Annotated in this window: 20 protein-coding genes; 14 read left to right on the top strand and 6 right to left on the bottom strand. The window is 58.3% G+C overall.

Annotated elements, in window-relative coordinates; all coding sequences use genetic code 11:
* Positions 1-200: 200 nt before the first annotated feature.
* Genes pgeF through lgt form a run of 3 tightly spaced genes read right to left on the bottom strand, consistent with a single transcriptional unit; the run spans position 201 to position 2,907 of the window.
* Positions 201-959 (bottom strand): peptidoglycan editing factor PgeF, encoded by a 759-nt coding sequence (pgeF, locus tag J7416_RS15080; protein ID WP_209225946.1) that lies wholly within the window; start codon positions 957-959, stop codon positions 201-203.
* On the bottom strand, positions 956-2,023 hold the full coding sequence (locus J7416_RS15075; protein WP_209225944.1) for an SAM-dependent methyltransferase: 1,068 nt from the start codon (positions 2,021-2,023) through the stop codon (positions 956-958). The genes pgeF and J7416_RS15075 overlap by 4 nt, the downstream gene beginning before the upstream one ends.
* Complete coding sequence (gene lgt, locus J7416_RS15070; RefSeq protein WP_209225943.1) at positions 2,020-2,907, bottom strand: prolipoprotein diacylglyceryl transferase; 888 nt, start codon at positions 2,905-2,907, stop codon at positions 2,020-2,022. The genes J7416_RS15075 and lgt overlap by 4 nt, the downstream gene beginning before the upstream one ends.
* 97 nt (positions 2,908-3,004) lie before the next feature.
* On the opposite strand from lgt, the gene J7416_RS15065 reads away from it, so the two are divergent.
* The 5 genes from J7416_RS15065 (at position 3,005) to J7416_RS15045 (ending at position 6,199) form a co-directional block, all read left to right on the top strand.
* Positions 3,005-3,253: an accessory factor UbiK family protein gene (locus J7416_RS15065; RefSeq protein ID WP_050604795.1), complete on the top strand. Its 249-nt coding sequence runs from the start codon at positions 3,005-3,007 to the stop codon at positions 3,251-3,253.
* A 312-nt stretch (positions 3,254-3,565) separates the two neighbouring features.
* Positions 3,566-4,066, top strand: coding sequence for a YbjN domain-containing protein (locus tag J7416_RS15060; protein ID WP_209225941.1), 501 nt, complete (start codon positions 3,566-3,568; stop codon positions 4,064-4,066).
* A gap of 36 nt (positions 4,067-4,102) precedes the next feature.
* A complete protein-coding gene (proC, locus tag J7416_RS15055) occupies positions 4,103-4,918 on the top strand; it encodes a pyrroline-5-carboxylate reductase (protein ID WP_209225939.1) in 816 nt (271 codons plus the stop codon).
* Complete coding sequence (locus J7416_RS15050; RefSeq protein WP_209225938.1) at positions 4,911-5,249, top strand: tRNA-binding protein; 339 nt, start codon at positions 4,911-4,913, stop codon at positions 5,247-5,249. Before proC ends, J7416_RS15050 begins: the two co-directional genes overlap by 8 nt.
* A complete protein-coding gene (locus J7416_RS15045) occupies positions 5,249-6,199 on the top strand; it encodes a D-glycerate dehydrogenase (protein WP_209225936.1) in 951 nt (316 codons plus the stop codon). The genes J7416_RS15050 and J7416_RS15045 overlap by 1 nt, the downstream gene beginning before the upstream one ends.
* On the opposite strand, the gene J7416_RS15040 is transcribed toward J7416_RS15045, so the two are convergent.
* Positions 6,196-6,774, bottom strand: coding sequence for a thymidine kinase (locus tag J7416_RS15040; protein ID WP_209225934.1), 579 nt, complete (start codon positions 6,772-6,774; stop codon positions 6,196-6,198). The genes J7416_RS15045 and J7416_RS15040 overlap by 4 nt on opposite strands.
* Before the next feature lie 352 nt (positions 6,775-7,126).
* On the opposite strand from J7416_RS15040, the gene J7416_RS15035 reads away from it, so the two are divergent.
* Together J7416_RS15035 and J7416_RS15030 are read left to right on the top strand one after the other, a co-directional pair.
* The gene (locus tag J7416_RS15035) at positions 7,127-7,588 is read left to right on the top strand and encodes a hypothetical protein (RefSeq protein WP_170423053.1); all 462 of its coding nucleotides are present in this window, start codon (positions 7,127-7,129) and stop codon (positions 7,586-7,588) included.
* Positions 7,589-7,651: 63 nt separating this feature from the next.
* On the top strand, positions 7,652-8,656 hold the full coding sequence (locus J7416_RS15030; protein ID WP_209225933.1) for a hypothetical protein: 1,005 nt from the start codon (positions 7,652-7,654) through the stop codon (positions 8,654-8,656).
* Positions 8,657-8,664: 8 nt separating this feature from the next.
* On the opposite strand, the gene J7416_RS15025 is transcribed toward J7416_RS15030, so the two are convergent.
* Positions 8,665-9,789: a beta-ketoacyl-ACP synthase III gene (locus J7416_RS15025; RefSeq protein ID WP_209225931.1), complete on the bottom strand. Its 1,125-nt coding sequence runs from the start codon at positions 9,787-9,789 to the stop codon at positions 8,665-8,667.
* A 167-nt stretch (positions 9,790-9,956) separates the two neighbouring features.
* Between J7416_RS15025 and J7416_RS15020 the strand changes: the two genes are divergently transcribed.
* The 3 genes from J7416_RS15020 to J7416_RS15010 are packed head-to-tail and all read left to right on the top strand — an operon-like array spanning position 9,957 to position 14,517.
* The gene (locus J7416_RS15020) at positions 9,957-10,424 is read left to right on the top strand and encodes a MarR family transcriptional regulator (RefSeq protein ID WP_209225930.1); all 468 of its coding nucleotides are present in this window, start codon (positions 9,957-9,959) and stop codon (positions 10,422-10,424) included.
* A complete protein-coding gene (locus J7416_RS15015) occupies positions 10,421-11,458 on the top strand; it encodes an efflux RND transporter periplasmic adaptor subunit (protein ID WP_209225928.1) in 1,038 nt (345 codons plus the stop codon). The genes J7416_RS15020 and J7416_RS15015 overlap by 4 nt, the downstream gene beginning before the upstream one ends.
* 11 nt (positions 11,459-11,469) lie before the next feature.
* Positions 11,470-14,517, top strand: coding sequence for an efflux RND transporter permease subunit (locus J7416_RS15010; RefSeq protein WP_209225926.1), 3,048 nt, complete (start codon positions 11,470-11,472; stop codon positions 14,515-14,517).
* A gap of 302 nt (positions 14,518-14,819) precedes the next feature.
* Here J7416_RS15010 and carB read toward each other — a convergent pair whose 3' ends face one another.
* Positions 14,820-18,164 (bottom strand): carbamoyl-phosphate synthase large subunit, encoded by a 3,345-nt coding sequence (gene carB, locus J7416_RS15005; RefSeq protein WP_209225925.1) that lies wholly within the window; start codon positions 18,162-18,164, stop codon positions 14,820-14,822.
* Between the two features lie 177 nt (positions 18,165-18,341).
* Between carB and J7416_RS15000 the strand changes: the two genes are divergently transcribed.
* The 4 genes from J7416_RS15000 to aspS all read left to right on the top strand — a co-directional run bounded on the left by J7416_RS15000 (position 18,342) and on the right by aspS (position 22,594).
* Complete coding sequence (locus J7416_RS15000; RefSeq protein WP_209225923.1) at positions 18,342-19,469, top strand: aminodeoxychorismate synthase component I; 1,128 nt, start codon at positions 18,342-18,344, stop codon at positions 19,467-19,469.
* Positions 19,424-20,068, top strand: a complete 645-nt coding sequence (locus J7416_RS14995; protein WP_209225921.1) for an aminotransferase class IV family protein — start codon at positions 19,424-19,426, stop codon at positions 20,066-20,068. The genes J7416_RS15000 and J7416_RS14995 overlap by 46 nt, the downstream gene beginning before the upstream one ends.
* Positions 20,068-20,739, top strand: a complete 672-nt coding sequence (locus tag J7416_RS14990) for a CPBP family intramembrane glutamic endopeptidase (protein ID WP_209225920.1) — start codon at positions 20,068-20,070, stop codon at positions 20,737-20,739. The genes J7416_RS14995 and J7416_RS14990 overlap by 1 nt, the downstream gene beginning before the upstream one ends.
* A gap of 79 nt (positions 20,740-20,818) precedes the next feature.
* Entirely contained in the window at positions 20,819-22,594 is a 1,776-nt protein-coding gene (gene aspS / locus J7416_RS14985) for an aspartate--tRNA ligase (RefSeq protein WP_209225918.1), read from the top strand.
* Positions 22,595-22,782: the final 188 nt, after the last annotated feature.

Below are 22,782 nucleotides of genomic sequence, written 5' to 3'. Positions count from 1 at the left end.
TGCGGCACCGATAAGGCTGACCCGGGATAGAATCAGGAAGACGAAGGTCGGCAGTTCCTCTTCTTTGAACTTGTCCAACGCTGTTTGAAAATAGGCGCATAAGCACCTGAGCGCAGACAATAAAAGTTAAATTAACTGCCCTAAGGTAATACAATAAATGTGGCAAAAAAGCGGCGAAACTGCCACAATTGGGACGCGGGCTATAATTTAATGGCGGAAATCAGGCGTCCGTAGTCCGCTTCTTTTGCGTGGGTTGACCGGCGGTAGGAATAGAATCTGTCGGGATCCGAATATGTGCAGTGGCGCGTCCATTCAGCTTGCCCAACCCCGGCCTGCCGCAATCTGTGCAGGCCAAAAGCGGGCAGGTCGAATTGCAATCTGTCACCGGTGCCGTTCGCAAAGAACCTCAGGTTTTCGGGAGAATCCGCGACAAACGCATCCAGAAAGTCCGGCCCGACCTCGTAGGCGCTTTGGGAAATTGTCGGCCCGATGACGGCGGCGGTGTTGCCACGTTTTGCGCCCAGAGACTCCATTGCATCAATGGTGGCCTCAAGAACGCCGTCCAGCGCACCTCGCCACCCTGCATGTGCGGCGCCGATCACATTTGCGTCAGGGTCGGCGAAAAGAACCGGCTGACAGTCCGCTGTGAGAATCGTCAGCGCCAATCCGGGTGTTGCTGTGACGACGGCATCGGCCTTTGGTTTGTCCCCGTTGATCGGGCCGTCCACCTTCAGAACAGTCGGAGAATGTACCTGATGAACGCCAACGAGGGCGTCAGGTTCCACCTCCATCGCTGCGGCTACGCGCTGGCGGTTGACCGAGACGGCCTCGGTCTGGTCGGACGAGCCATAGCCGCAATTCAGGCCGGCAAAGATCCCTGACGACGCGCCTCCACGACGGCTGAAGAATCCGTGGCGGACAGACGACAGGATGTCCGAGGTCAGAATTTCCAAAGTCATGGTTCCAGTCCCGGTGGAGGTGCAGAATATGAGGGGTATAGGCCCAGCGTTTTGAACAGGTTTCCCATTTCCTCCGGGTGCGTCAACCTGCGATGTGCGGCAATAAGGGACTCAAGCTCAGACCCGCCGAGTTGCGCGGCCAGTGCTTGCGCGCGCGCAGTGATTCCCAGTCGTTCAAGAAACACGCCCTGCGGCGTCAGGCGGGTATGGGCACACCCGGCTGCTCGCGCAGCAAGGGCGAGGGGCTCAAAATCCACATGCGCGGTCAGGTCCGCCTGACCCGGTGTTGCCAATGGGTCCACTTGGTCATGTGCACGCACTGCCTGAAACGTGTCCCCAAGCGAGTGCCAATCTCCGTAATCCACGATGAGCGCTGCACCGCCATGTGTGGCGATGCGACCTGCGATCACCGTCAGAATCGGAATGGCCGCAGCGCACAGTTCGACCAGATCGCCGTCCTTTGTATCCTCTAGCCGGTCCAACAGGGCGACCTGCGGGCCGTGCGGGCCCAGCCCGAACGCCAGCGCTTCGTCCTTGGTCCCGATCAGCCGTTCACGCCAGCCGTCCCCATCGCGCAGGAACTGGCGAATGGGCAGGGCGTCAAAAAACTCGTTCGCAACCAGGAATAGAGGTGCGTTGGGTAGGTCGGATACCGAGTCGACCCATTTTGGATCGAATCCGCCCAAAGTTTGGGCCTGAATGCCGCGCAGAGTGGGCGAGGCTTCGAGCAGAACGATATGGGCCGCAGCGTGGAAGCCAGGCACAGTACGAGTCGCGCGCAGGATGTCGGCCATCAGCGTTCCACGCCCCGGACCCAATTCAGCCAATACGAACCGTTCGGGTTTTCCTTGGTCCATCCAGATTTGGGCCAGACTCAAGCCGATAAGTTCTCCGAACATCTGAGAGACTTCCGGCGCGGTCACGAAATCCCCCTGCGCGCCCAGCGGATCACGAGTAGCGTAGTACCCGAACTCGGGGTGCATCAGACACTCGGCCATGTATTCCGCCACGCTGAGCGGTCCGTTCAGCGCGATTTGCGCCAACAGATGATCCTTAAGACTCATGGGGTGTGCCGCGCGCGCAACGCGAACCACAGGCCAAGAGCGATCATGGGCAGCGACAGCAATTGTCCCATCGTCAGCCCGTATCCACCAACATGCCACGCCAGACCAAGCGGGTTTCCTGGCGAGACGAATTGAGCATCCGGTTGACGGAAGAACTCGACAAGGAAACGCGACGCACCGTAGCCCGTGAGGAAAACACCCATGATAAGCCCGGGTTTGTGAAAGGCCCCGCGCCGATAGGCCATCCACAACACAACAGCGCCCAGCAGCAATCCTTCCAGCGCTGCCTCGTATAGCTGTGAGGGGTGGCGGGCGCACATGCCCGCAACAACGCCAGGACAGTCCTGGGCTGCGGCACCAGGAAAGACTACGGCCCAGGGTGCCTCAGAAGGTCGTCCCCATAGTTCGGCATTTGTGAAATTTGCCAACCGTCCCAGCAAAAGCCCAGGCGGGACCGCATGCGCGATCAGGTCAGCTAGGGACAACGTTGGGATCTGGTGGCGACGCGCATAGAGGTAGGACGCTACGACAACGCCCAACAGGCCGCCGTGGAAAGCCATGCCGCCTTGCCAAATCTTCAGAATTTCCAACGGGTGGGACAGGTAATAGGCCGGTTGATAAAACAAAACGAATCCCAAACGACCACCAAGGATCACGCCGAGGATGATCCAGGTGATCAGGTCCTCCAGCTGCTGTGGCTTCATTGGCGGCGTTTCTGCAGGCCACAGGGCAGGGCGCTTCAGCGCCATCACGCCCAACCGCCACGCGATCAGAATCCCGGCGATGTAAGCCAGCGCGTACCAGCGTAATGCGAACTCCATCCCGAACAGCGAGATCGAGAAAACTTCGGGCGACAGATCGGGGAAATTCAAAACAGCCTGCATATGCGTCTCATTGCCCGGGGTTAGCGGGGCAAGTCAACCTTGAGCCCGGGCCAATCTTTACCCATATAGAGATCAACCGAGATACCGGAGTAAAGCCATGCAAACCCGCAACAAGATTCTTGATGACGTTTCCCAACTGATGACCAACGCCATGGGCGTCGCGCAGGGCGCGCGGGAAGAGGCCGAGAATGCAATGAAGTCGATGATCGACCGCTGGTTGGCCGATCGTGATTTCGTCACCCGCGAAGAGTTCGATGCCGTGCGTGCCATGGCTCAGAAAGCGCGCGAAGAAAATGCTGCGCTTGAGGCGCGCATCGCGGCGCTGGAAGCAAAGCTGGACAAGTAAGTCCACCACCGACGATTTTTGAGACAAGCAAGCCGCCGCGCAATCCTGCCTTGGATTGTGCGGTGTCGTGTATTCTGACGCGTTGCTGAATTTAATCAAGACAAAGCTGGGGGCGACGCCAATATTTTGATCGCCGTTGCCGACTGTCCACAACTTATTGCTGTTATCCCCAAGAAATAGGGTTGCCAGAACCCCACGCGCGGCGCACCATATCTAGTACAGGCAGACTGGGGAAGCCCGGCTTGTAGAGCAAGCAACTAGCGTTGGGGCGCTGCCAGCCCCTAAAAGGCTAGAGATTAGTGAGGTGGCATTATGGCCCTTTCCGAACAGTTTCTCGAAGAAGACCTTCATCCAATCGACATTGTTGAACATCTTGCCGAACACCACGACTGGGATTTTGACCGGATCGGGGATGATCAGATCGCTATGGCTGTTGAGGGGCAATGGCGCACGTATTCGATTACCCTGGCTTGGTCCAACTATGACGAAACGCTGCGCATGGTGTGTTCGTTCGAGATGGATCCGCCATCGGATCGTGAGAGCGAGCTCTATGAGCTGCTCAACAAGATGAACGACCAGTGCTGGGCCGGGGCCTTTACCTACTGGGCCAATCAAAAGCTGATGGTCTACCGTTATGGTCTGGTGCTTGCGGGCGGCCAGACGGCCAGCCCGGAGCAGATCGATACGATGATCAATGCCGCAGTCCTCAGCGCCGAGCGCTACTATCCTGCGATCCAGTTGGTCACCTGGGGCAACCGCGACCCGGAAGAGGCCATGCAGGTCGCCATTGCAGAGGCCTATGGCCGCGCGTAAAGCTTTGCCCCGAACCGAATAAGGAGAGGGGCAATCATGGATATGTCACGTGTCGCCGAGCAGGGGCTGGTACTTCTGGGGTGCGGCAAGATGGGATCGGCCATGCTCGCCGGGTGGTTAGAGCATGGCCTTCCTGCGTCAGCCGTCTGGGTTGTGGACCCGTACCCCTCGGATTGGCTCAAGGCGCAGGGCGTCAATATCAACACTCCGTTGCCCGAAGCGCCTGCGGTGGTCCTTGTGGCTGTCAAACCGCAGATGATGGGAGAGGCACTGCCTGCAATCAAAGCGCTGGGCGGGGGGCGCAGCCTGTTCGTGTCCGTCGCGGCCGGGACATCCATAGCGACATTCGAGGCCGTTTTGGGCCAAGGCACCCCAATCGTGCGCGCCATGCCAAACACACCTGCAGCAATCCGTCAGGGAATCACGGCGCTGATCGGCAACTCTGTTGCTTCCGACAACGATGTTGCCTTGGCCGAGGGCCTTTTGTCCGCCATTGGCGAAACTGTTCGCCTTGATGACGAGGGGCAGATGGACGCGGTGACCGGTCTCAGCGGCTCCGGGCCTGCTTATGTCTTCCATTTGATCGAAACGCTGGCCGCCGCCGGGCAAGCGCAAGGATTGCCGCATGAACTGGCTATGAAGCTGGCGAAAACCACCGTAGCCGGGGCAGGGGCCTTGGCGATGGCGGCCGAAGAGGACCCGTCGCAGTTGCGTATCAACGTGACCTCACCCAACGGTACCACGCAAGCCGCGCTCGAAGTGCTGATGCACCAGGAAGAGGGTTTTCCCGACCTGCTGCACCGCGCCGTCAAAGCGGCAACTGACCGATCCAAGGAGCTGTCCCGTGAGTGAGATTTCATTCGACGATTTTATGAAAGTCGACATCCGTGTCGGCAAGGTCATTCGCGCCGAGCCTTACCCCGAGGCCCGCAAACCAGCGATCAAGATGTGGATCGACTTCGGCGACGAGATTGGCGAACGAAAAACCTCGGCCCAAGTGACGGCGCACTATGATCCTGAGACCTTGGTCGGCAAACAAGTGATGGCTGTTGTTAACTTTCCGCCGCGCCAGATCGGCAAGTTCATGTCCGAGGTTTTGGTTCTGGGCCTACCCGATGCGAACGGCGAGATCGTTTTGATCGGACCGGATGATCAGGTTCCGGTAGGCGGGCGGATGCACTGATGAAACTGCTGATCGCCCGCCCCATGACCGCCGCCGTCGAAGAGCGCGCCCGCGCTGCATTCGATGCAGAGTTACGCAGCAGCACCTTGCCCATGTCGCCCGACGAAATGCGCCGAGCGCTTTCCGAGTTCGATGTGGTTGTTCCCACCTTGGGCGATCAGTTCTCGGCTGAGATTTTTGCCGAGGTGCCAGAGCCGCGTTGCAAATTGCTGGCCAATTTCGGCGTGGGCTACAACCATATAGATGTCGCCGCTGCGCAGGCGGCCGGAGTGCAGGTCACCAACACACCCGGTGCCGTGACAGATGCCACTGCTGACATCGCGATGACTCTGCTGCTGATGACCGCCCGCCGTGCGGGTGAGGGCGAAAGGCTGGTCCGTTCAGGCAAATGGCAGGGCTGGCACCCCACCCAAATGCTGGGCCATCACGTGAGCGGAAAACGTGTCGGGATCGTAGGCATGGGACGGATCGGCCAAGCTATTGCCTGGCGCTGTCATTTCGGCTTCGGCATGGACGTGGCCTATCAATCCCGCAGCCCGAAAGAAGTAGAGTTTCCTGCCGAGAACATACCAGATTTAAATGAACTCGCCGCAGCGGTTGATTTCCTGGTGCTCGCAGTTCCGGGCGGTGCCGAGACGCATCACCTGATCAACGCGCAGGTATTGGAGGCGATGAAACCCTCGGGCATCCTGATCAATATCGCTCGTGGAGAGGTGGTGGATGAAGCCGCCCTCATTGCCGCTTTGCAATCCGGTCAGATTGCGGGCGCTGGGCTGGACGTCTACGAATTCGAACCCGCCGTCCCGCAGGCCCTTTGTGATATGGAGAATGTCACGTTGCTGCCGCATCTCGGTACAGCAACAGAAGAGGTGCGCACGGATATGGGCCATATGGCGCTGGACAACGTTGCAGCCTTTGCCGAAGGGCGACTGCTACCTAACCCGGTCTAGTCACCGACAGCTTCGCGCCAATGCTTGCGGCAGAGCGAGACATAGGTCTCATTGCCGCCGATCTGCACCTGTGCGCCTTCTGTGATGGCGTTTCCGTTTTCGTCCTGACGGATCACCATCGTGGCCTTGCGCCCGCATTTGCAGATGGTGCGCACCTCGCGCATCTCATCCGCCAGTGCCAGCAAGGCGGCCGAGCCTGGAAAAAGGCGGCCCTGGAAGTCTACCCGAAGCCCATATGCCAGCACAGGAACGCGCAAATCATCCACGGCACGCGCCAGTTGCCAGACCTGTTCCTCGGTCAAAAATTGCGCTTCATCGATAAAGACGCAGGCAATCTCACCTTGGGAAAGGCGTCGTTCAATCATCGAAAACACGTCATCGCCAACGGCGAATGTGTCGGCTTCGGCCGATATTCCGATACGTGAGGCGATCTTGCCAATCCCGGCGCGTCCGTCCAGCGCTGCAGTCATCAGGTAGGTGTCCATCCCCCGCTCGCGATAATTGTGCGAGGCTTGCAGCAACACGGTCGATTTCCCCGCGTTCATCGTCGAATAATTGAAGTAGAGCTTTGCCATAGGCCGGGTCTAAAACGCCTTCCCCCTGTGGGCAAGTGGTCAAAGTCTTGGTCAAGCGACGTCGCCGCTATCGCTGACGAGGGTCGAGCGTAAGCCCATTGGGGATGGATACCCCCGCCTCAACAACGACGACGCCGTCGGCCAACATGCGGCCTACCCAAAGCAGGGCGAAAAATGCCCCACAAACACTCGTTACCGGCATTAAAAGCCGCCACTCACTCACAAAACCCCTGCATATCTGAGGGATAGCCAACATATGACATTTCAATTATGAATCGAGTATGGGAAATTTCTTCTCCCTTTCCCCCGCACGGGCAGATGTTGTGGGGCTACAGGCAGTAAAGGTAAAAGTATGGCAGATATCGGGGCCTACCTGAAAAAACACACTGAAGCGCTGGTCAAAGACGTAGGAATCGAATCCGCCTGCGAGATTACCGGCAAATCAAAAGCCACTTTGGGCCGTTACTATTCCGACAATATCGAACATGCTGACCGGTTCATGCCCGTGGACGCCGTCGCGCGGCTGGAGGCGGTTGCGACCTTCCCTCACGTCACCTCGGCGCTGGCTGATCTGAAGAACATCACCCTGTCTTATGACGGCCGCAATGACGACAGCCCCCGGACTGGTGGGGTGAATTCCGATGTGATCGCTCTGAGCCAGCGCTTTGCGATGCTGATGACCGAATATCAGTCGGCAATCGAGGACGGCATCATCACGGTGAACGAGGCCAAGCGCCTGTTGAAAGAAACCAGCCTGCTGCAACAGGTCCTGCTGGATATGAAGCTGCATCTGGAAGAAGAAAGCGTGAGCTGACGCTGGTCATCTTCAATTGTACTTCGGTCAAGTATCTCTCACTCGGTTCCGTGTCAGGAAGAGATGTTTCATTTTCACACGCCAAAACTCCCTGAACCTCTGGGGCTCGATCTTGCCTCGTTGAACGGTGGTGGTTCCTGCCCAAGCCAGTTTTATGGTCAGACCCATGATGAGCGAGATGTTTACGTTCGGTATCGAGGCGGCAGTCTGAGTATTCAAATTGCCGATAAGCCCGGAGCCAACCCTATGGACGCCGAACCGATTCTTAAGGCGGATATTGGCACTATCTACGACGGATCAATTTCGCTCAGGCAGTTTTGCGTCAATTTCGGTGTGACTGTCCAAGGTGTTGTACCTGCCGAGACCAGTCCCGATGCAGACAGAAACACCGATTTCTCCGGGAACACGACTTACCTTGAGGCGTATTTGGATCGGATCACTCTCGAAACGTCGCGGACTATTTTGAAGACTTGCATGCAGGCGTTTCCAAACGCGATCTTGGTGCGCCCGGTCCTGGATAAAAACTTCAAACTGAGAGAGTTCGTCGAAGTGACCGCAGACGTCACCGATGACGGCGTCTGGCTGATCGATGGTGCGACATGCACCGGTGACATTAGGACAAGCCCAACCCAGTACGTTTTACCGACTGAGGGACAACTCCAGGTCCGTTTGCAGTGCGACCTTTGGAAATGGCCGCGCCCGAAGTACTCGAGCAGAGGATGTGAACTTGCTTCTCAGGATTTGAGGCGAAAGCTGATTGTCGCTGGTTTGCAGGGAATGCCTAAAAATGACGAAGTGGCGTTTTCCAATTTTCGAATTGCGACGCAATTCCCGACTAGCGATACTTCCGCACGGGCCCAATTGACCAACCTAAGAGGTGCTCTGAAAAACGTATTGCCCGAAACCGGTTTAAAACAGGTCAGGTTGGACACCAACCAGGTTGTAGCGACGTTCATTCGGCCACTGGACCAGGTATTGAGGCAATGGTGCAAGTCCGGCTCTGACCGCTGGTTGGAGGTGACGCGCGAAAGCCGTGACGGCCCTTGGCTTGGCGTGTGTCCAGAGTGAACGCAGCACTACCCGTGCCGCTTCACAATCACCGAACCGACCGAATACCCTGCGCCGAACGAGCAGATCAGGCCGATATCGCCATCTGTCAGATCATCCGAGTATTTGGAAAACGCAATGATCGACCCGGCTGAGGACGTGTTGGCATAGTCCTGCAGGATGTTGGGCTGCTCGCCCGCTTCCGGCTCACGCCCCAGAACCTTTTTGCCGATGAAATCGTTCATCGTTTTGTTGGCCTGGTGCAGCCACAGGCGTTTCAGGTCATCGCTGTTCACACCCTCTGAATCCATGTGATCCGAAATGTGTTTGCTGACCATCGGCAACACTTCTTTGAAGACCTTGCGACCGTTCTGCATGAACTGCATGTCACGCCGGTCGACGACGCCGTCCGGGCGCGAGCGGCGCAGGAAGCCGTTGTTGTTACGGATATTGTTCGAAAACTCGGTAGCGCAGCGGGTCGACAGGATTTCGAAGTGTGGGCCCTTTGCGTCTTCGATCCGTTCGATCAGAGTGGCCGTTGCCACATCGCCAAAGATAAAATGGCAATCCCGGTCGCGCCATTCCAAATGGCCCGAGCAGATCTCGGGGTTTACCACCAGGGCCGAGCGAACCGAGCCCGAACGCACCATGTCTGCAGCCGCCTGAATGCCGAACGTTGCTGAGGAACAGGCGACATTCATATCAAAGCCGAACCCTTTGATTCCAAGGGCCTGCTGGATCTCGATCGCAATTGCCGGATAAGCGCGTTCGTGGTTCGAGGCGGCGCAAATCACCAGATCCACATCCTCGGCTGTCCGCCCGGCTTGTGCCAAAGCCTTTTTGCACGCATCCACCGCCATCTCGGTCATGATGCCGGGCTCATCATCACTGCGCTGACGCAGAAGGGGGTGCATCACGTCGGGGTCCAGCACGCCGTCCTTGTCCATCACATACCGGTTCTTGATGCCGGATGCCTTGACGATGAACTCTTCCGATGAATGCTGCATCGGTTCCATGTCACCCGTCTCAATCGCGTCCGCGTTTTTGGCATTCATCTTGTCGGCATAGGCGTTGAACGCGGTGACAAGCTCGGCGTTGGTGATGACGTTTTCTGGGGTGAAAACACCGGAGCCGGTGATCGCGGGCGTGTACATGATAAGACCTGAATGTTTCGGATTTGCCCAAAATGCAGTCATAGCAGGGTTAGATCAAGAGAGGTGACCCAAGGGAATGTAAAAGTTTCCAGACAATTCAGCTTCAGTTCTTGAATAGTTCATTTTTCGAAGTATATGCCAGACCGAAATCGCAAACGGATTCGCCGATGACATACGACGACAGCGCGCTGGTGAGACGCCTCAGCCCGGAAATGCAGGCGATGATGGGCGTCTATGCGCTTTACTGGAAGCTGGAAGAAAGCTTTGCAGCTCTTGAGGTCGAACTCAGCCATCAGGAATGCCACATGGTCATCAAGCTTGATGAGCCTAAACGGATGGGTGTTCTTGCAGCAGACATGTTGACTGTGCCGTCGACCATCACATCAACCGCCGACGCGCTGGAACAGGCGGGGTATCTGGCCCGTCAGCGCGATCCCGCAGACCGCCGGGCATGGTTGCTGGTCTTGACCGAAAAAGGTCAGGACATGCGGCAGATGCTGGTCCTGGAAGCCGGGGCCTTGTTCCATCGTGCCGCCGGACTGGATGCTGATGAGACTGCCGAATTTGCACGACTTGCCCGGAAAATCCGGGAAAACATAATGAAAACAGGAATTCCTGAGGGATTGAAGAAATGAAACTCTTCTCTGTTCTGAGCCTTGCTCTGACCGTAATCGCCACCGCAGTCACGGCGCAAGATACGGCAAAACCCGTGAAGCTGATGCTGGTCAAAGAAACCTCGCCCGGCTTTTCCCGGCAATTCTTTGGGCGTGTTGCAGCGCGCCAGACCGTCGATCTGGCCTTCCAGGTGTCGGGCCAGATTGTCGAAATGCCCGTGACTGAAGGGTTCGTAATTCCCAAGGGCGAACTGATCGCCCAATTGGATCAGGAGCCGTTCCAACGTCGCTATGATCGTGCCGTGTTGCAAAAGGATCAGGCGGACCGTACCGTGGCGCGTTTGTCGCGCCTGCGCGGAACAACTGCCAGCCAGGTGGCCGTCGATGACGCCGAGACTGAGGCACAGTTGGCGGACATCGCCGTGCGCGACGCGGAATATGATCTGGAACATGCCACGCTATCGGCACCGTTTGACGCGCTGGTCTCGCGCCGGATGGTCGAGTCATTCACCACTGTGTCTTCTGGTGCGCCAATCGTGCGCATCCATGATATGTCCGAACTGCGGATCGAGGTTGACGTGCCGGAAATCCTGTTCCAGCGCTCGGGGCAGCAGGATGACATCACAATCACTGCGAAGTTCCCGGTAAGCGACGAGGTTTTCCCCCTGCAGATTCGCGAATTCGATGCGGAGTCGTCCAGCGTCGGCCAGACATTCCGCATTCAGTTCGGGCTTACCCCGCCTGAAGGTCTGCAAATTCTGCCGGGTTCGTCCGTGACCGTGAACGTTCAGGTCCAGGATGGTCGGACAGGCATTGTGGTGCCCGCAACTGCGATCGTCGCTGATGCGTCGGGTGAGCTGAGCGTGATGGTCTTTTCACCTGTTGGTGCCGATGAGGGCACGGTTCGCCGTGTTCCTGTGACCGTTGAGCCCACGCAAACCGGCGAAGTTCGTGTTTTGACCGGCCTGAAAGATGGCGATGAGGTTGTCGTCGCAGGCGGCGGCGTACTGACGGACGGTCAGGCGGTCCGCCGTTTTGCCGGCTTTGCGAACTGAAGGGCAGATCGATGAACATAGCGCGCGCATCCATTGATCGCCCGATCTATACGTGGCTGATAATCCTGATTGCTCTGTTTGGTGGCATCTGGGGTTTCCTCTCGCTGGGACGTCTTGAAGACCCGGCATTCACCATCAAAAACGCGGTCATCGCGACCCAATATCCCGGTGCAACCGCCGAGCAGGTGGCGCTGGAAGTCTCGGAGCCATTGGAGTCAGCCATCCAGCAGATGGGTGAGGTTGACACGATCACATCCGTGAACCAGCCCGGCCTGTCGCTGATCGAGGTCGAGATCAAATCGACCTATGACGGCACAGAACTGCCGGAAATCTGGACCAAACTGCGGGCCAAAGTGCGCGACACCGCGCGAGCCCTGCCGTCAGGTGTACAGCAACCGTTGGTCAATGACCGGTTCGGAGACGTGTTCGGCCTATTCTATGCCGTGACTGCCGAGGGCTTTTCCGATGCCGAAAAGCACGAGCTTTCGACTTTCCTGCGGCGCGAGCTGCTGACCGTTGACGGCGTCGCGGATGTCGAGGTGATGGGCCTTCCGCAAGAAGCGATCTTTGTCGAGCCCGATCTGGCCATTTCGGTGAACCAGAACGTACCCTTGCAGGCGATCAATGAAGCGATTGCCAATGCGGATTCGGTTAACTCCTCTGGTTCACTTAGGTCCGACAATGACCGTACCGCGATACTGACCGCTGAAGGGTCAGACACGGTGTCCGCGATTGCAGGGCTGTCCGTCGGATCGCAAGGGCAGGTCATCAACCTGTTCGACATGTCGGATGTGTTTCGTGGACGTCAAACCGACCCCGAGGTGATGATCCGGTTCAACGGAACTGAGGCTTTCACGTTGGGTATTGCGGGCCTGTCGACGGAAAACATTGTCGAAGTTGGCAAGCGTGCGGATGCGAAGTTTGCCGAGTTGGATACTCAGATCCCGTTTGGCGTCGAAATCCTGCCGATCTATCAACAACATGTTGTGGTCGAACAGGCCTCGAACGACTTCCTGGTGAACCTCGCAATGTCCGTCGCCATTGTGGTTATTGTGCTGGCGCTGTTCATGGGCTGGCGCGCGGCTATTGTTGTCGGCTCGACGCTGTTGCTGACCGTGGTAGGAACGCTGCTGTTCATGTCGATCTTTTCAATCGAGATGGAGCGGATTTCGTTGGGCGCGCTAATCATCGCAATGGGGATGCTGGTGGACAACGCCATCGTTGTCGCCGAAGGCATGCAGATCGCTATGCTGCGCGGAAAGAACTCGCGCGATGCAGCGGATGAGGCTGCTTCGAAAACGCAGATCCCGCTGTTGGGCGCGACCGTCATCGGGATCATGGCTTTTGCGGGTATCGGGCTTAGCCCGGACGCAACGGGTGAATTCCTGTTCTCGCTGTTTGCCGTGATCGCAATCTCTCTGCTGCTGAGCTGGATTCTTGCCCTGACAGTGACTCCATTGCTTGGGCACTATTTCTTCAAGCAGGGCGAAGAAGGCGCCGTGGATGCCTATGGCGGGATCATGTTCCGTATCTACGGAGCCATCCTGCGCTGGGCGCTGCGGTTCCGTTGGCTGGTGGTTGCTGGTCTGGTGGGCGTTACGGTTGCCTGTTTTGCCGGGTTCGGTCTGGTCAAACAGCAGTTCTTCCCGGATTCCAACACGCCGTTGTTCTTCGTGCACTACAAGCTGCCGCAAGGCACGCCGATTGCGCGTACGGCCGAAGACATGGCTGTGTTCGAAGAATGGCTGGATCAGCGTGACGATGTCGTTGCCGTCACCACATTTGTGGGGCAGGGGGCGACCAGATTCCTACTGACCTATTCGGCGGAGAAACCGAACCCCAGCTATGGTCACATGATCATCCGCACGGAAACTCTGGACGACATCCCGGCGTTGCAGGCTGATCTCGAGGCGTTTGGTTCAGCCCAGTTTCCCGAAGGCGAGTTTCGCACCAAGCGTCTGATCTTTGGGCCCGGCGGCGGCGACCCGATTCAAGCTCGGTTCTCGGGCAGTGATCCGGCGGTCTTACGGCAGCTTGCAGATGAGGCGATCCAGCGAATGCGCGCCGCGTCCGAAAATGCCCTGCATGTGCATCACGACTGGCGTGAGAAAGAGCTGGCAGTTCAGCCTATCTACGCAACCGAGCGGGCGCAGACAGCGGGTGTGACGCGTGAAGATATTGCAGGTACGCTGCAGTTCTCGACAGACGGTTTTCGGGCCGGTGTTTTCCGGGAACGCGACCGTCTGATCCCAATCATCATCCGACGCCCGGCAGATGGTGAGTACTCGATCGTTGATCAGGTGGTCTATTCGGACCAGTCCGAGAGGTTTGTTCCAATTGAGCAAATGGTCGATGGCTTTGAATACCAGTCGCTCAACACGCTGGTACATCGCCGTGATCGGGTTCTGACGATCACTGTTGGGGCCGAGATTCCTTCGGGTTTCACGGCTGCCCAGGTTCATTCCGAAGTGCGCGCTGCCATCGAAGATATGGAATTGCCTGCGGGATATCGCATGGAATGGGGTGGTGAGTTTGAAAACGCGGGCGAAGCCAATGAAAGCCTTGGCCGCCAGCTGCCGGTAAGCTTGCTGATCATGGTGCTGATCTCAGTGTTGATCTTTAACGCTGTCCGTCAGCCGATCATTATCTGGTTGCTGGTGCCGATGTCCGTCAACGGCGTCGTCATTGGGCTGCTAGGCACTGGGTTGCCGTTCACATTCACGGCCTTGCTGGGCTTGCTCAGCCTGTCGGGGATGCTGATCAAAAACGGCATCGTTCTGGTCGAAGAAATCGATCTGGTTCGTGCGACTGGCAAGGGCCTGCGCGAGTCGATCATAGAAGCATCGGTCTCGCGTTTGCGTCCGGTCATGTTGGCAGCGATCACCACAATTCTCGGAATGGCACCGCTGCTGACGGATGCGTTCTTTAAGTCTATGGCGGTGACGATCATGGGAGGCTTGGCATTTGCAACGATCCTGACGATGGTCGCAGCGCCGACATTCTACATGATCTTTTTCGCGCGAGACGAAAAGCGCGCGTTAAAAGCGGCTGCAGCGTAACAAGAACCGGGCGGCGGTTTCAGTCGCCCGGGGTCATCATTCGGTCGGTGCTGCGGCAACAACAATCCGCAGCCTGTCCTGAAAGTTGCAGTGCGCAAGGCGACACTCGTGCCACCCATGCTGATGATTAGATCAACGGAACCAATGGTACATCACACGCGGCAAGCGTCATGAGTGCGGCGAAAACCAGAAATCTGCGCATATGTTTATCCTTTTGCTCGATCACAGAAAGGATGCGCGCCCGAGGACACAAGGTCAACGGGCGCGCGAAACGTTCAGTTGTGTAAGCAGGTTAAGGCCGATCAGCCCTGCAGGGATTTCACCTCCACATCACCCTCGGCCTGCGCCTTGATTGCCAGCGCGGCGGCGTGGCTTGCGGCAGCCGTCGTGTAGTAAGGGATCTTGTCGTAGAGCGCGATTGAGCGGATAGATTTGCTATCCTCAACCGCCTGCGCGCCTTCTGTGGTGTTCATCAACAGCTGAACCTGGCCGTCTTTCAACATGTCGGCGACGTCGGGGCGACCCTCATACACCTTGTTGACGACGTCGCAGTCCACGCCTTGCTGGGCTAACCATGCCTGGGTGCCGCGTGTTGCGACCAAAGAAAAGCCCAGTTCGGCCAGCACTTGCGCAGCCTCAAGCATTGCAGGTGTCTTGTCCGCGTCTTTGATCGAGATAAACGCGCGGCCCGAGGACGGCAGTACCATGCCTGCGCCCATCTGGGCCTTGAGGAAGGCGCGAGGGAAGTCGCGGTCCCAGCCCATAACCTCGCCCGTCGAGCGCATTTCTGGCCCCAGGATCGTGTCGACGCCAGGGAAACGGGCGAAAGGCAGCACGGCTTCTTTTACCGAGAACCATGGCATGTCCGGATCGGCCAGCGTCATCTGGTCGGCGATCTTTGTGTCCTGACCTTCCTGATACGCGGGGCGCTGCGGGAAGTTCGCCAGTTTCTCTCCGGCCATCACGCGTGCAGCAATCGAAGCAATCGCACTGTCGGTCGCCTTGGCGACGAACGGCACGGTGCGCGATGCGCGCGGGTTCACTTCGATCAGGTAAATTTCGTCATCCTTGATTGCGAACTGCACGTTCATCAGGCCAACAACGTTCAGCGCCTTGGCCAGTTTGAACGCCTGATCCTTGATCTGATCCAGGATTTCCTTTGACAGCGAGTAGGGCGGCAGAGAACAGGCGCTATCGCCCGAATGCACGCCAGCTTCTTCGATATGCTGCATAATGCCCGCGACATGTACGTCGGTGCCATCACACAGAGCGTCGACGTCCAGTTCAACCGCGCCGGCCAGATAGCTGTCCAGCAGAACCGGGCTGTCGCCTGAAACCACCACGGCCTCGTTGATGTAGCGCTTCAGCTGCTCCATATCGCGGACGATTTCCATCGCGCGGCCACCCAGAACGTAAGAGGGGCGGATGACCAGCGGGAAGCCGATGTCTTCGGCGATTTCCAACGCCTGTTCGTCAGTCGAGGCGATACCGTTCTTGGGCTGTTTCAGACCCAGATCGTTGACCAGCGCCTGGAAACGTTCACGGTCTTCGGCAAGGTCGATGGCGTCCGGCGTGGTGCCAAGGATCGGAATGCCCTCGGCCTCAAGCGCGTTGGCCAGTTTCAGCGGTGTCTGGCCGCCGAACTGAACGATCACGCCGTGCAGCGTGCCATTTTCCTGCTCTTTCGTCAGGATTTCCATGACGTGTTCGAAGGTCAGGGGTTCGAAATACAGACGATCCGAGGTGTCATAGTCGGTTGAGACCGTCTCGGGGTTACAGTTGACCATGATGGTCTCATACCCCGCCTCGGTCAGCGCGAAACAGGCGTGGCAGCAGCAATAGTCGAACTCGATGCCCTGACCGATCCGGTTCGGACCACCGCCGAGGATGACGACTTTCTTGCGGTCGGAGGGACGCGCTTCGCACTCAACCTCGCCCATCATGGGGGCCTCATAGGTCGAATACATATAGGGTGTCTGCGCCTCGAACTCGGCGGCGCAGGTGTCGATGCGTTTGAAAACTGCGTTTACGCCAAGGTTCCGGCGCGCGCGACGGACGTTGTCTTCGTCGCGACCCGTCAGGTTGCCCAGACGCGCATCGGTGAAGCCCAGCATCTTGAGCTTGCGGATGCCTTCTTCGGTCACCGGCAGGCCGTCTTTGCGAACCTGACGCTCGGCCTCGATGATCTCGCGGATACGGGCGAGGAACCAAGGGTCGAACTTGGTGACGCCAAAGATCTCGTCGTCGGTCAGGCCGTGACGCATGGCCTGCGCAATCGTGCGCAGACGGTCGGGCGTTTGCTGGCTGATCGCCTTGATCACCGCAGCCTTGTCGTCAGCCTCGTCCCAGACGCCCACATTCAGGCCCGGGATTTCGATCTCATCAAAGCCGGTCAGGCCCGATTCCATCGAAGCCAGAGCTTTTTGCATCGATTCGTGGATTGTGCGGCCTATGGACATCGCCTCACCCACCGACTTCATGGCGGTGGTCAGGTAGGGTTCAGAGCCCGGGAATTTCTCAAACGCGAATTTCGGGATTTTGGTGACAACATAGTCGATGGTCGGTTCGAACGAGGCCGGTGTGACCTTGGTGATGTCGTTGTCCAGCTCGTCCAGCGTGTAGCCCACGGCCAGTTTCGCGGCGATCTTGGCAATCGGGAAACCGGTCGCTTTCGAGGCCAGCGCGGACGAGCGTGACACACGCGGGTTCATCTCGATCACGACCATCCGGCCATCCACCGGGTTGATCGCCCATTGCACGTTTGATCCGCCGGTTTCGACACCGATCTCGCGCAGCACGGCAATCGAGTGATTGCGCATGATCTGGTATTCTTTGTCGGTCAGCGTCAGCGCAGGGGCGACGGTAATAGAGTCACCTGTGTGCACGCCCATCGGATCGACGTTCTCAATCGAACACACGATGATGGCGTTATCGGCGGTGTCGCGCACCACCTCCATCTCGTATTCTTTCCAGCCCAGCAGGCTTTCATCAATCAGGATCTGACCTACGGGCGAGGCGTCCATGCCCGAACGGCAGATATGGATATAGTCTTCGCGGTTATACGCCACGCCGCCGCCTGTACCGCCCAGCGTAAAGGCAGGGCGGATAATCGCGGGCAGACCAACTGTTTCAAGTGTCTCCAGCGCCAGCGCAACGCCCGCGTCCAGGTCTTTCTTGCCGGTTTCATCCTTGGGGGCGGTCACGATCTCGGCCTTGGGGTTTTCGATGCCCAGCCGGTCCATCGCCTCGCGGAAAAGGGCACGGTCCTCGGCCATTTCGATGGCATCACGCTTGGCGCCGATCATTTCGACACCGAACTTGTCCAGCACACCCATCTCTTCCAGCGCGAGCGAGGTGTTCAGACCGGTCTGACCACCCATCGTGGGCAGCAAGGCGTCGGGGCGTTCTTTCTCGATGATCTTGGCGACAACCTCGGGCGTGATCGGCTCGATATAGGTCGCGTCGGCCAATCCCGGGTCGGTCATAATGGTAGCAGGGTTTGAGTTTACCAGAATGACCCGGTATCCTTCTTCCCGCAGCGCCTTGCAGGCCTGAGCGCCGGAATAGTCGAACTCGCAAGCCTGACCGATAACAATGGGCCCCGCCCCGATGATCATGATCGACTGGATGTCGGTTCTTCTCGGCATGGCCTTGTTCCTTCGATTGTCCGCGAGTCAGGGCGCACCCCAAGCGCCCAAATTGTCCTGCGTTATAGGGACCGCGCGAAAAGGTTCAAGAGGTATCGGAAACAGGGGCGAAATTGCCGCTTTCTCCTCTTCCCCTCGCCGCCGTATCCTCTATATCGCGCTGCACGGCAAATGAGGATGCACGTGCGTATTCGTTTCGATCAGGGGCCGGTCGGGCCAGGAACCAGTTTTGACCGGCCTGCCAAGGTGATCCGCGCCGACAATGCGGAGGACGTGCCCCAGGCGATGGCGGCGCTGGATGCCGCACGCGCTGACGGTGCGTGGCTGGCAGGCTATGCCAGTTATGAGCTGGGCTATGCACTAGAGCCACGCCTCTCGGGCAGGATGCCGGGTAACCGCCGGCTGCCATTGCTGTGTTTTGGCGTCTTTGACACCCCGGTTCAGCACGCGCTTTCTGCACCGGCTGGTGGCGTGACCCGCTTTGCGCCACGCTGGGACGAGGCACGGTACACCCGTGCGTTCAGTCAGGTGCACGACGCGATCGGGGCCGGGGACATCTATCAGGCGAACCTGACCTTCCCGATTGACTTGACGGTCGAGGGCGACAGCGCTGCGCTTTATTCAACTCTGGCGGCTGGGCAGCCCGTGGGACACGGTGCGCTAATCCAGCAGGATGGGTTGCCCGATCTGCTCAGCCGCTCGCCCGAGCTGTTCTTTCGCACCAACGCAGATAGGGGGATTGAGACGCGCCCAATGAAGGGCACGCAGCCCCGCAGTTCGGATGAGGCCGAGGATGCCCGCCGCCGCGCATTTCTGTCGCGTGATGAAAAGAACCGGGCCGAAAACTTGATGATTGTCGACCTGCTGCGCAACGACATCAGCCGCGTGGCGATGCCCGGATCGGTCAAGGTGCCCGAGCTGTTCAAAGTCGAAACCTACGCGACGGTGCATCAGATGACCTCATTGGTTCAGGCGCAACTGCACATGGGTGCAGAGCTTTCGGATATCCTGACAGCGCTCTTTCCCTGCGGCTCGATCACCGGCGCGCCCAAGATTCGCGCGATGGAGATTCTGTCCGACCTCGAACCCTGGCCCCGTGACATCTATTGCGGCGCCATAGGCTGGGCGGCGCCGGATGGACGGTCCGAGTTTAACGTCGCCATCCGGACGCTGATGGTCGAGGATGGCGCAGCCACCCTGAACGTGGGCGGCGGCGTGGTTTGGGACAGCACGGCCCCATCGGAATACGAGGAAGCGCTATGGAAAGCCCGCTTTGCCCACCAGCTGACCCTGACTTCCGCATAATCGAGACGCTTGGATTTCGACCCGGAACGGGTTTTGTGCGTCGCGACCGGCATCTGGCGCGCATGCAGCGCACGGCGGCTGCATTGGGGATTTCGTTCAGCAGGGATGCGGCCATCGAAGCGTTGAACGCAATCGCAGGCCATGCGCCGTTGCGGTGCCGTCTCACTCTGGCCCTTGACGAGAGCTTCGACGTGACAACCGGTGTGCTCACCGAAAACCCACCAGTTTGGCGTATTGCCGTCGCAGATACACGGCTTGCCTCGTCGGATGTCTGGTTGCGGCACAAGACAACGCAGCGGTCGGTTTATGATGCCGCCCGCGCGTCGCTGCCTGACGGTATAGACGAGCTGCTGTTTCTGAACGAGCGCGACGAGCTGTGCGAAGGGACAATAACCAACTTGTTCGCGCACCTGTCGGATGGTCAGCGGCTGACCCCTCGGTTGTCCAGCGGCGTGCTGCCAGGTATCCTGCGCGAAGAACTGATTGATAATAAACAGGTTACCGAAGGCGTCTTGTCCTTGACCGATTTGGAAAACGCGGAAAAGCTCTTCGTAGGGAATTCCTTGCGTGGCCTGATCCGGGCGGAGTTGGTTGGATAGTGAGTAGACAAAGCGATTGGGTGGACGACGCGACGTATCACATGCGATTGCGTTTGGAATTTGGCCTTTTCTTCATTGCCGTTCCGGTCCTGATCGCGGTTTTTTTCCCACCGAACTGGATGTTCCCATCGTTGTTCACCTTCACGGCGATCGGCATCATCCTGCTGCATATTACGCCCGGTTTTGCCTGGGCCGAGCTTCGGTACAACTGTCGCAACTGGACCTGGGCCGAACTTGCCGCCTTTACCCTTGCCATGACGGCCTTTTGCACGACGGTTGTCATGACGACTCGGCCGGATGTTGCATTTCGCATGCTCCTCTACCGGCCCGAGTTTCTGGCCGTGATCTGGCTGGGCTACCCGTTGCTGTCCGCTCTGCCACAAGAACTGCTGTTCCGGTCGCTGTTTTTCCGCCGTTATCAAGCGATCCTGCCGAAGGGACCTGCGGCTTACCTGCTGAACGCCTCGTTGTTTTCGCTTGCACACCTGATGTATTGGAGCTGGATCGTCGCCGCCATGACCTTTGGCGGAGGGCTGCTGTTCACCTGGGCCTATCGCAAGCGGGGATCGTTTTTCTACGCGGTGCTGCTGCACGCAATCGCCGGGAACATCATCTTTGCCGCCGGTTTGGGTATCTATTTCTATTCCGGCAACGTCCAAAGGCCGTTTTGACGGCGCGACCTGCCTTGACTTTCCAAGCCTGACAGGGTGTATCGGCGCGACGAATTCTGCGCCCGAAGGGATATGATCCATGCACGCCTATCGCAGCCACACCTGCGCCGCTCTGACCGCCGCCAATGTCGGTGAAACCGTCCGCCTGTCCGGTTGGGTGCATCGTGTCCGAGATCACGGTGGCGTCCTGTTCATCGACCTTCGGGACCATTTCGGCGTCACGCAGGTTCTTTGCGACGGCGACAGCGCGGCTTTTGCCGAGCTTGAAAAAGTCCGGTCCGAGTGGTGCATCCGCATCGACGGCACAGTTAAGGCACGCGATCCTGAGCTGGTGAACCCGAAATTGCCGACCGGCGAGATCGAAGTTTACGTGCGCGAACTGGAAGTTCTGGGTGCGGCTGACGAACTGCCGCTGATGGTCTTTGGCGATCAGGAATACCCCGAGGAAACCCGTCTGCGCTATCGTTATCTGGATCTGCGTCGCGAGGCGATGCAGCAGAACATGACCTTGCGCTCGGACGTTGTCGCCTCGATGCGTCGTCGCATGTGGGATCAGGGCTTCCGTGAGTATCAGACCCCGATCATCACGGCCTCGTCGCCCGAAGGCGCGCGTGACTTTCTTGTGCCCTCGCGTCTGCATCCGGGCAAGTTTTACGCTCTGCCGCAGGCTCCGCAGCAGTTCAAACAGCTTATTATGGTGTCGGGCTTTGACAAATACTTCCAGATCGCGCCGTGCTTCCGCGACGAGGACCCGCGCGCCGACCGGTCTCCGACAGATTTCTATCAGCTTGACATTGAGATGTCGTTTGTCGAGCAGCAGGACGTGTTCGACACGATCCAGCCTGTTCTCACCGGTGTGTTCGAGGAGTTCGGCGGTGGCCGTAAGGTCGATCAGGAGTGGCCGCAGATTTCGTACAAGGATGCAGCGCTTTGGTACGGTTCCGACAAGCCCGACCTTCGGAATCCTATTAGAATGCAAGTGGTCTCCGACCACTTCCGCGGGTCTGGCTTTGCGATTTTCGCAAAGCTGCTGGAGCAGGACGGCACCGAAATCCGCGCCATCCCGGCACCGACCGGTGGTAGCCGCAAGTTCTGTGACCGCATGAATGCTTTTGCCCAGAAAGAGGGTCTGCCCGGCATGGGTTACATCTTCTGGCGCGATCAGGGCGAGGGGATGGAGGCCGCAGGTCCGCTGGCCAAGAACATCGGACCTGAGCGCACCGAGGCGATCCGTCAGCAACTGGGTCTGGGCGTTGGTGATGCCGCTTTCTTCCTTGGAGGCAAGCCGAAAGCCTTTGAAAAGGTCGCGGGCAAGGCGCGCGACGTGATTGGTGAGGAACTTGGCCTGACCGAAAAAGACCGCTTCGCTTTTGCCTGGATCGTGGATTTCCCGATCTATGAGCAGGACGAAGAAACCGGCGCGATCGACTTTGAACACAACCCGTTCTCGATGCCGCAGGGCGGGATGGACGCTTTGAATGGCGACCCGCTGGATGTGCGTGGTTATCAGTATGATCTGGCCTGTAACGGGTATGAGCTGGTGTCGGGTGCGATCCGGAACCACAAGCCCGAGATCATGCTGAAAGCGTTTGAACTTGCTGGCTACGGTGAGGATGAAGTCAAATCCCGCTTTGGTGCCCTGTTCAACGCCTTCCATTATGGAGCCCCGCCGCACGGTGGTTGTGCCGCCGGGATCGACCGTATCGTCATGTTGCTGGCTGACGAGGCCAACATCCGCGAGGTTATGATGTTCCCGATGAACCAGCGCGCAGAAGACCTGATGATGGATGCGCCTTCGGATCCGACCTCGGATCAGTTGATGGAACTGGGTCTTCGGATCATTCCTCAGGAGTAAGACTGACAAAAACCCGCTGCATCACTGCAGCGGGTTTTTTTGTGGTTTGCGCTGATGCGAGAGGGCAACGAGCCACCGCAACCGACTTGCTTGCAAATCTGCAGTCGTGTTGCGCCGAGGCTTCAGATCAGCGGGTCCCGGAGTGACTTTCGGCTGGTACGAATATTGCGCGCTGTTGTGCGGGTGTG

This window comes from Ruegeria sp. R14_0, assembly GCF_017743975.1.
Lineage (GTDB): Bacteria > Pseudomonadota > Alphaproteobacteria > Rhodobacterales > Rhodobacteraceae > Ruegeria.
Note: the sequence above shows the minus strand (reverse complement) of the source record. Positions and strands in the feature narration are given on the sequence as shown.

Coding starts and splice junctions, on each gene's coding strand:
- J7416_RS15010 (WP_209225926.1), top strand. CDS start 11,470: ATGAACATAGCGCGCGCATCCATTGATCGCCCGATCTATACGTGGCTG.
- J7416_RS14995 (WP_209225921.1), top strand. CDS start 19,424: ATGGAAAGCCCGCTTTGCCCACCAGCTGACCCTGACTTCCGCATAATC.
- J7416_RS15025 (WP_209225931.1), bottom strand. CDS start 9,789: ATGTACACGCCCGCGATCACCGGCTCCGGTGTTTTCACCCCAGAAAAC.
- J7416_RS15000 (WP_209225923.1), top strand. CDS start 18,342: ATGCACGTGCGTATTCGTTTCGATCAGGGGCCGGTCGGGCCAGGAACC.
- J7416_RS15075 (WP_209225944.1), bottom strand. CDS start 2,023: ATGAGTCTTAAGGATCATCTGTTGGCGCAAATCGCGCTGAACGGACCG.
- J7416_RS15015 (WP_209225928.1), top strand. CDS start 10,421: ATGAAACTCTTCTCTGTTCTGAGCCTTGCTCTGACCGTAATCGCCACC.
- proC (WP_209225939.1), top strand. CDS start 4,103: ATGGATATGTCACGTGTCGCCGAGCAGGGGCTGGTACTTCTGGGGTGC.
- J7416_RS15030 (WP_209225933.1), top strand. CDS start 7,652: ATGTTTCATTTTCACACGCCAAAACTCCCTGAACCTCTGGGGCTCGAT.
- lgt (WP_209225943.1), bottom strand. CDS start 2,907: ATGCAGGCTGTTTTGAATTTCCCCGATCTGTCGCCCGAAGTTTTCTCG.
- pgeF (WP_209225946.1), bottom strand. CDS start 959: ATGACTTTGGAAATTCTGACCTCGGACATCCTGTCGTCTGTCCGCCAC.
- J7416_RS15065 (WP_050604795.1), top strand. CDS start 3,005: ATGCAAACCCGCAACAAGATTCTTGATGACGTTTCCCAACTGATGACC.
- J7416_RS15020 (WP_209225930.1), top strand. CDS start 9,957: ATGACATACGACGACAGCGCGCTGGTGAGACGCCTCAGCCCGGAAATG.
- J7416_RS15035 (WP_170423053.1), top strand. CDS start 7,127: ATGGCAGATATCGGGGCCTACCTGAAAAAACACACTGAAGCGCTGGTC.
- carB (WP_209225925.1), bottom strand. CDS start 18,164: ATGCCGAGAAGAACCGACATCCAGTCGATCATGATCATCGGGGCGGGG.
- J7416_RS15040 (WP_209225934.1), bottom strand. CDS start 6,774: ATGGCAAAGCTCTACTTCAATTATTCGACGATGAACGCGGGGAAATCG.
- J7416_RS15045 (WP_209225936.1), top strand. CDS start 5,249: ATGAAACTGCTGATCGCCCGCCCCATGACCGCCGCCGTCGAAGAGCGC.
- J7416_RS15060 (WP_209225941.1), top strand. CDS start 3,566: ATGGCCCTTTCCGAACAGTTTCTCGAAGAAGACCTTCATCCAATCGAC.
- aspS (WP_209225918.1), top strand. CDS start 20,819: ATGCACGCCTATCGCAGCCACACCTGCGCCGCTCTGACCGCCGCCAAT.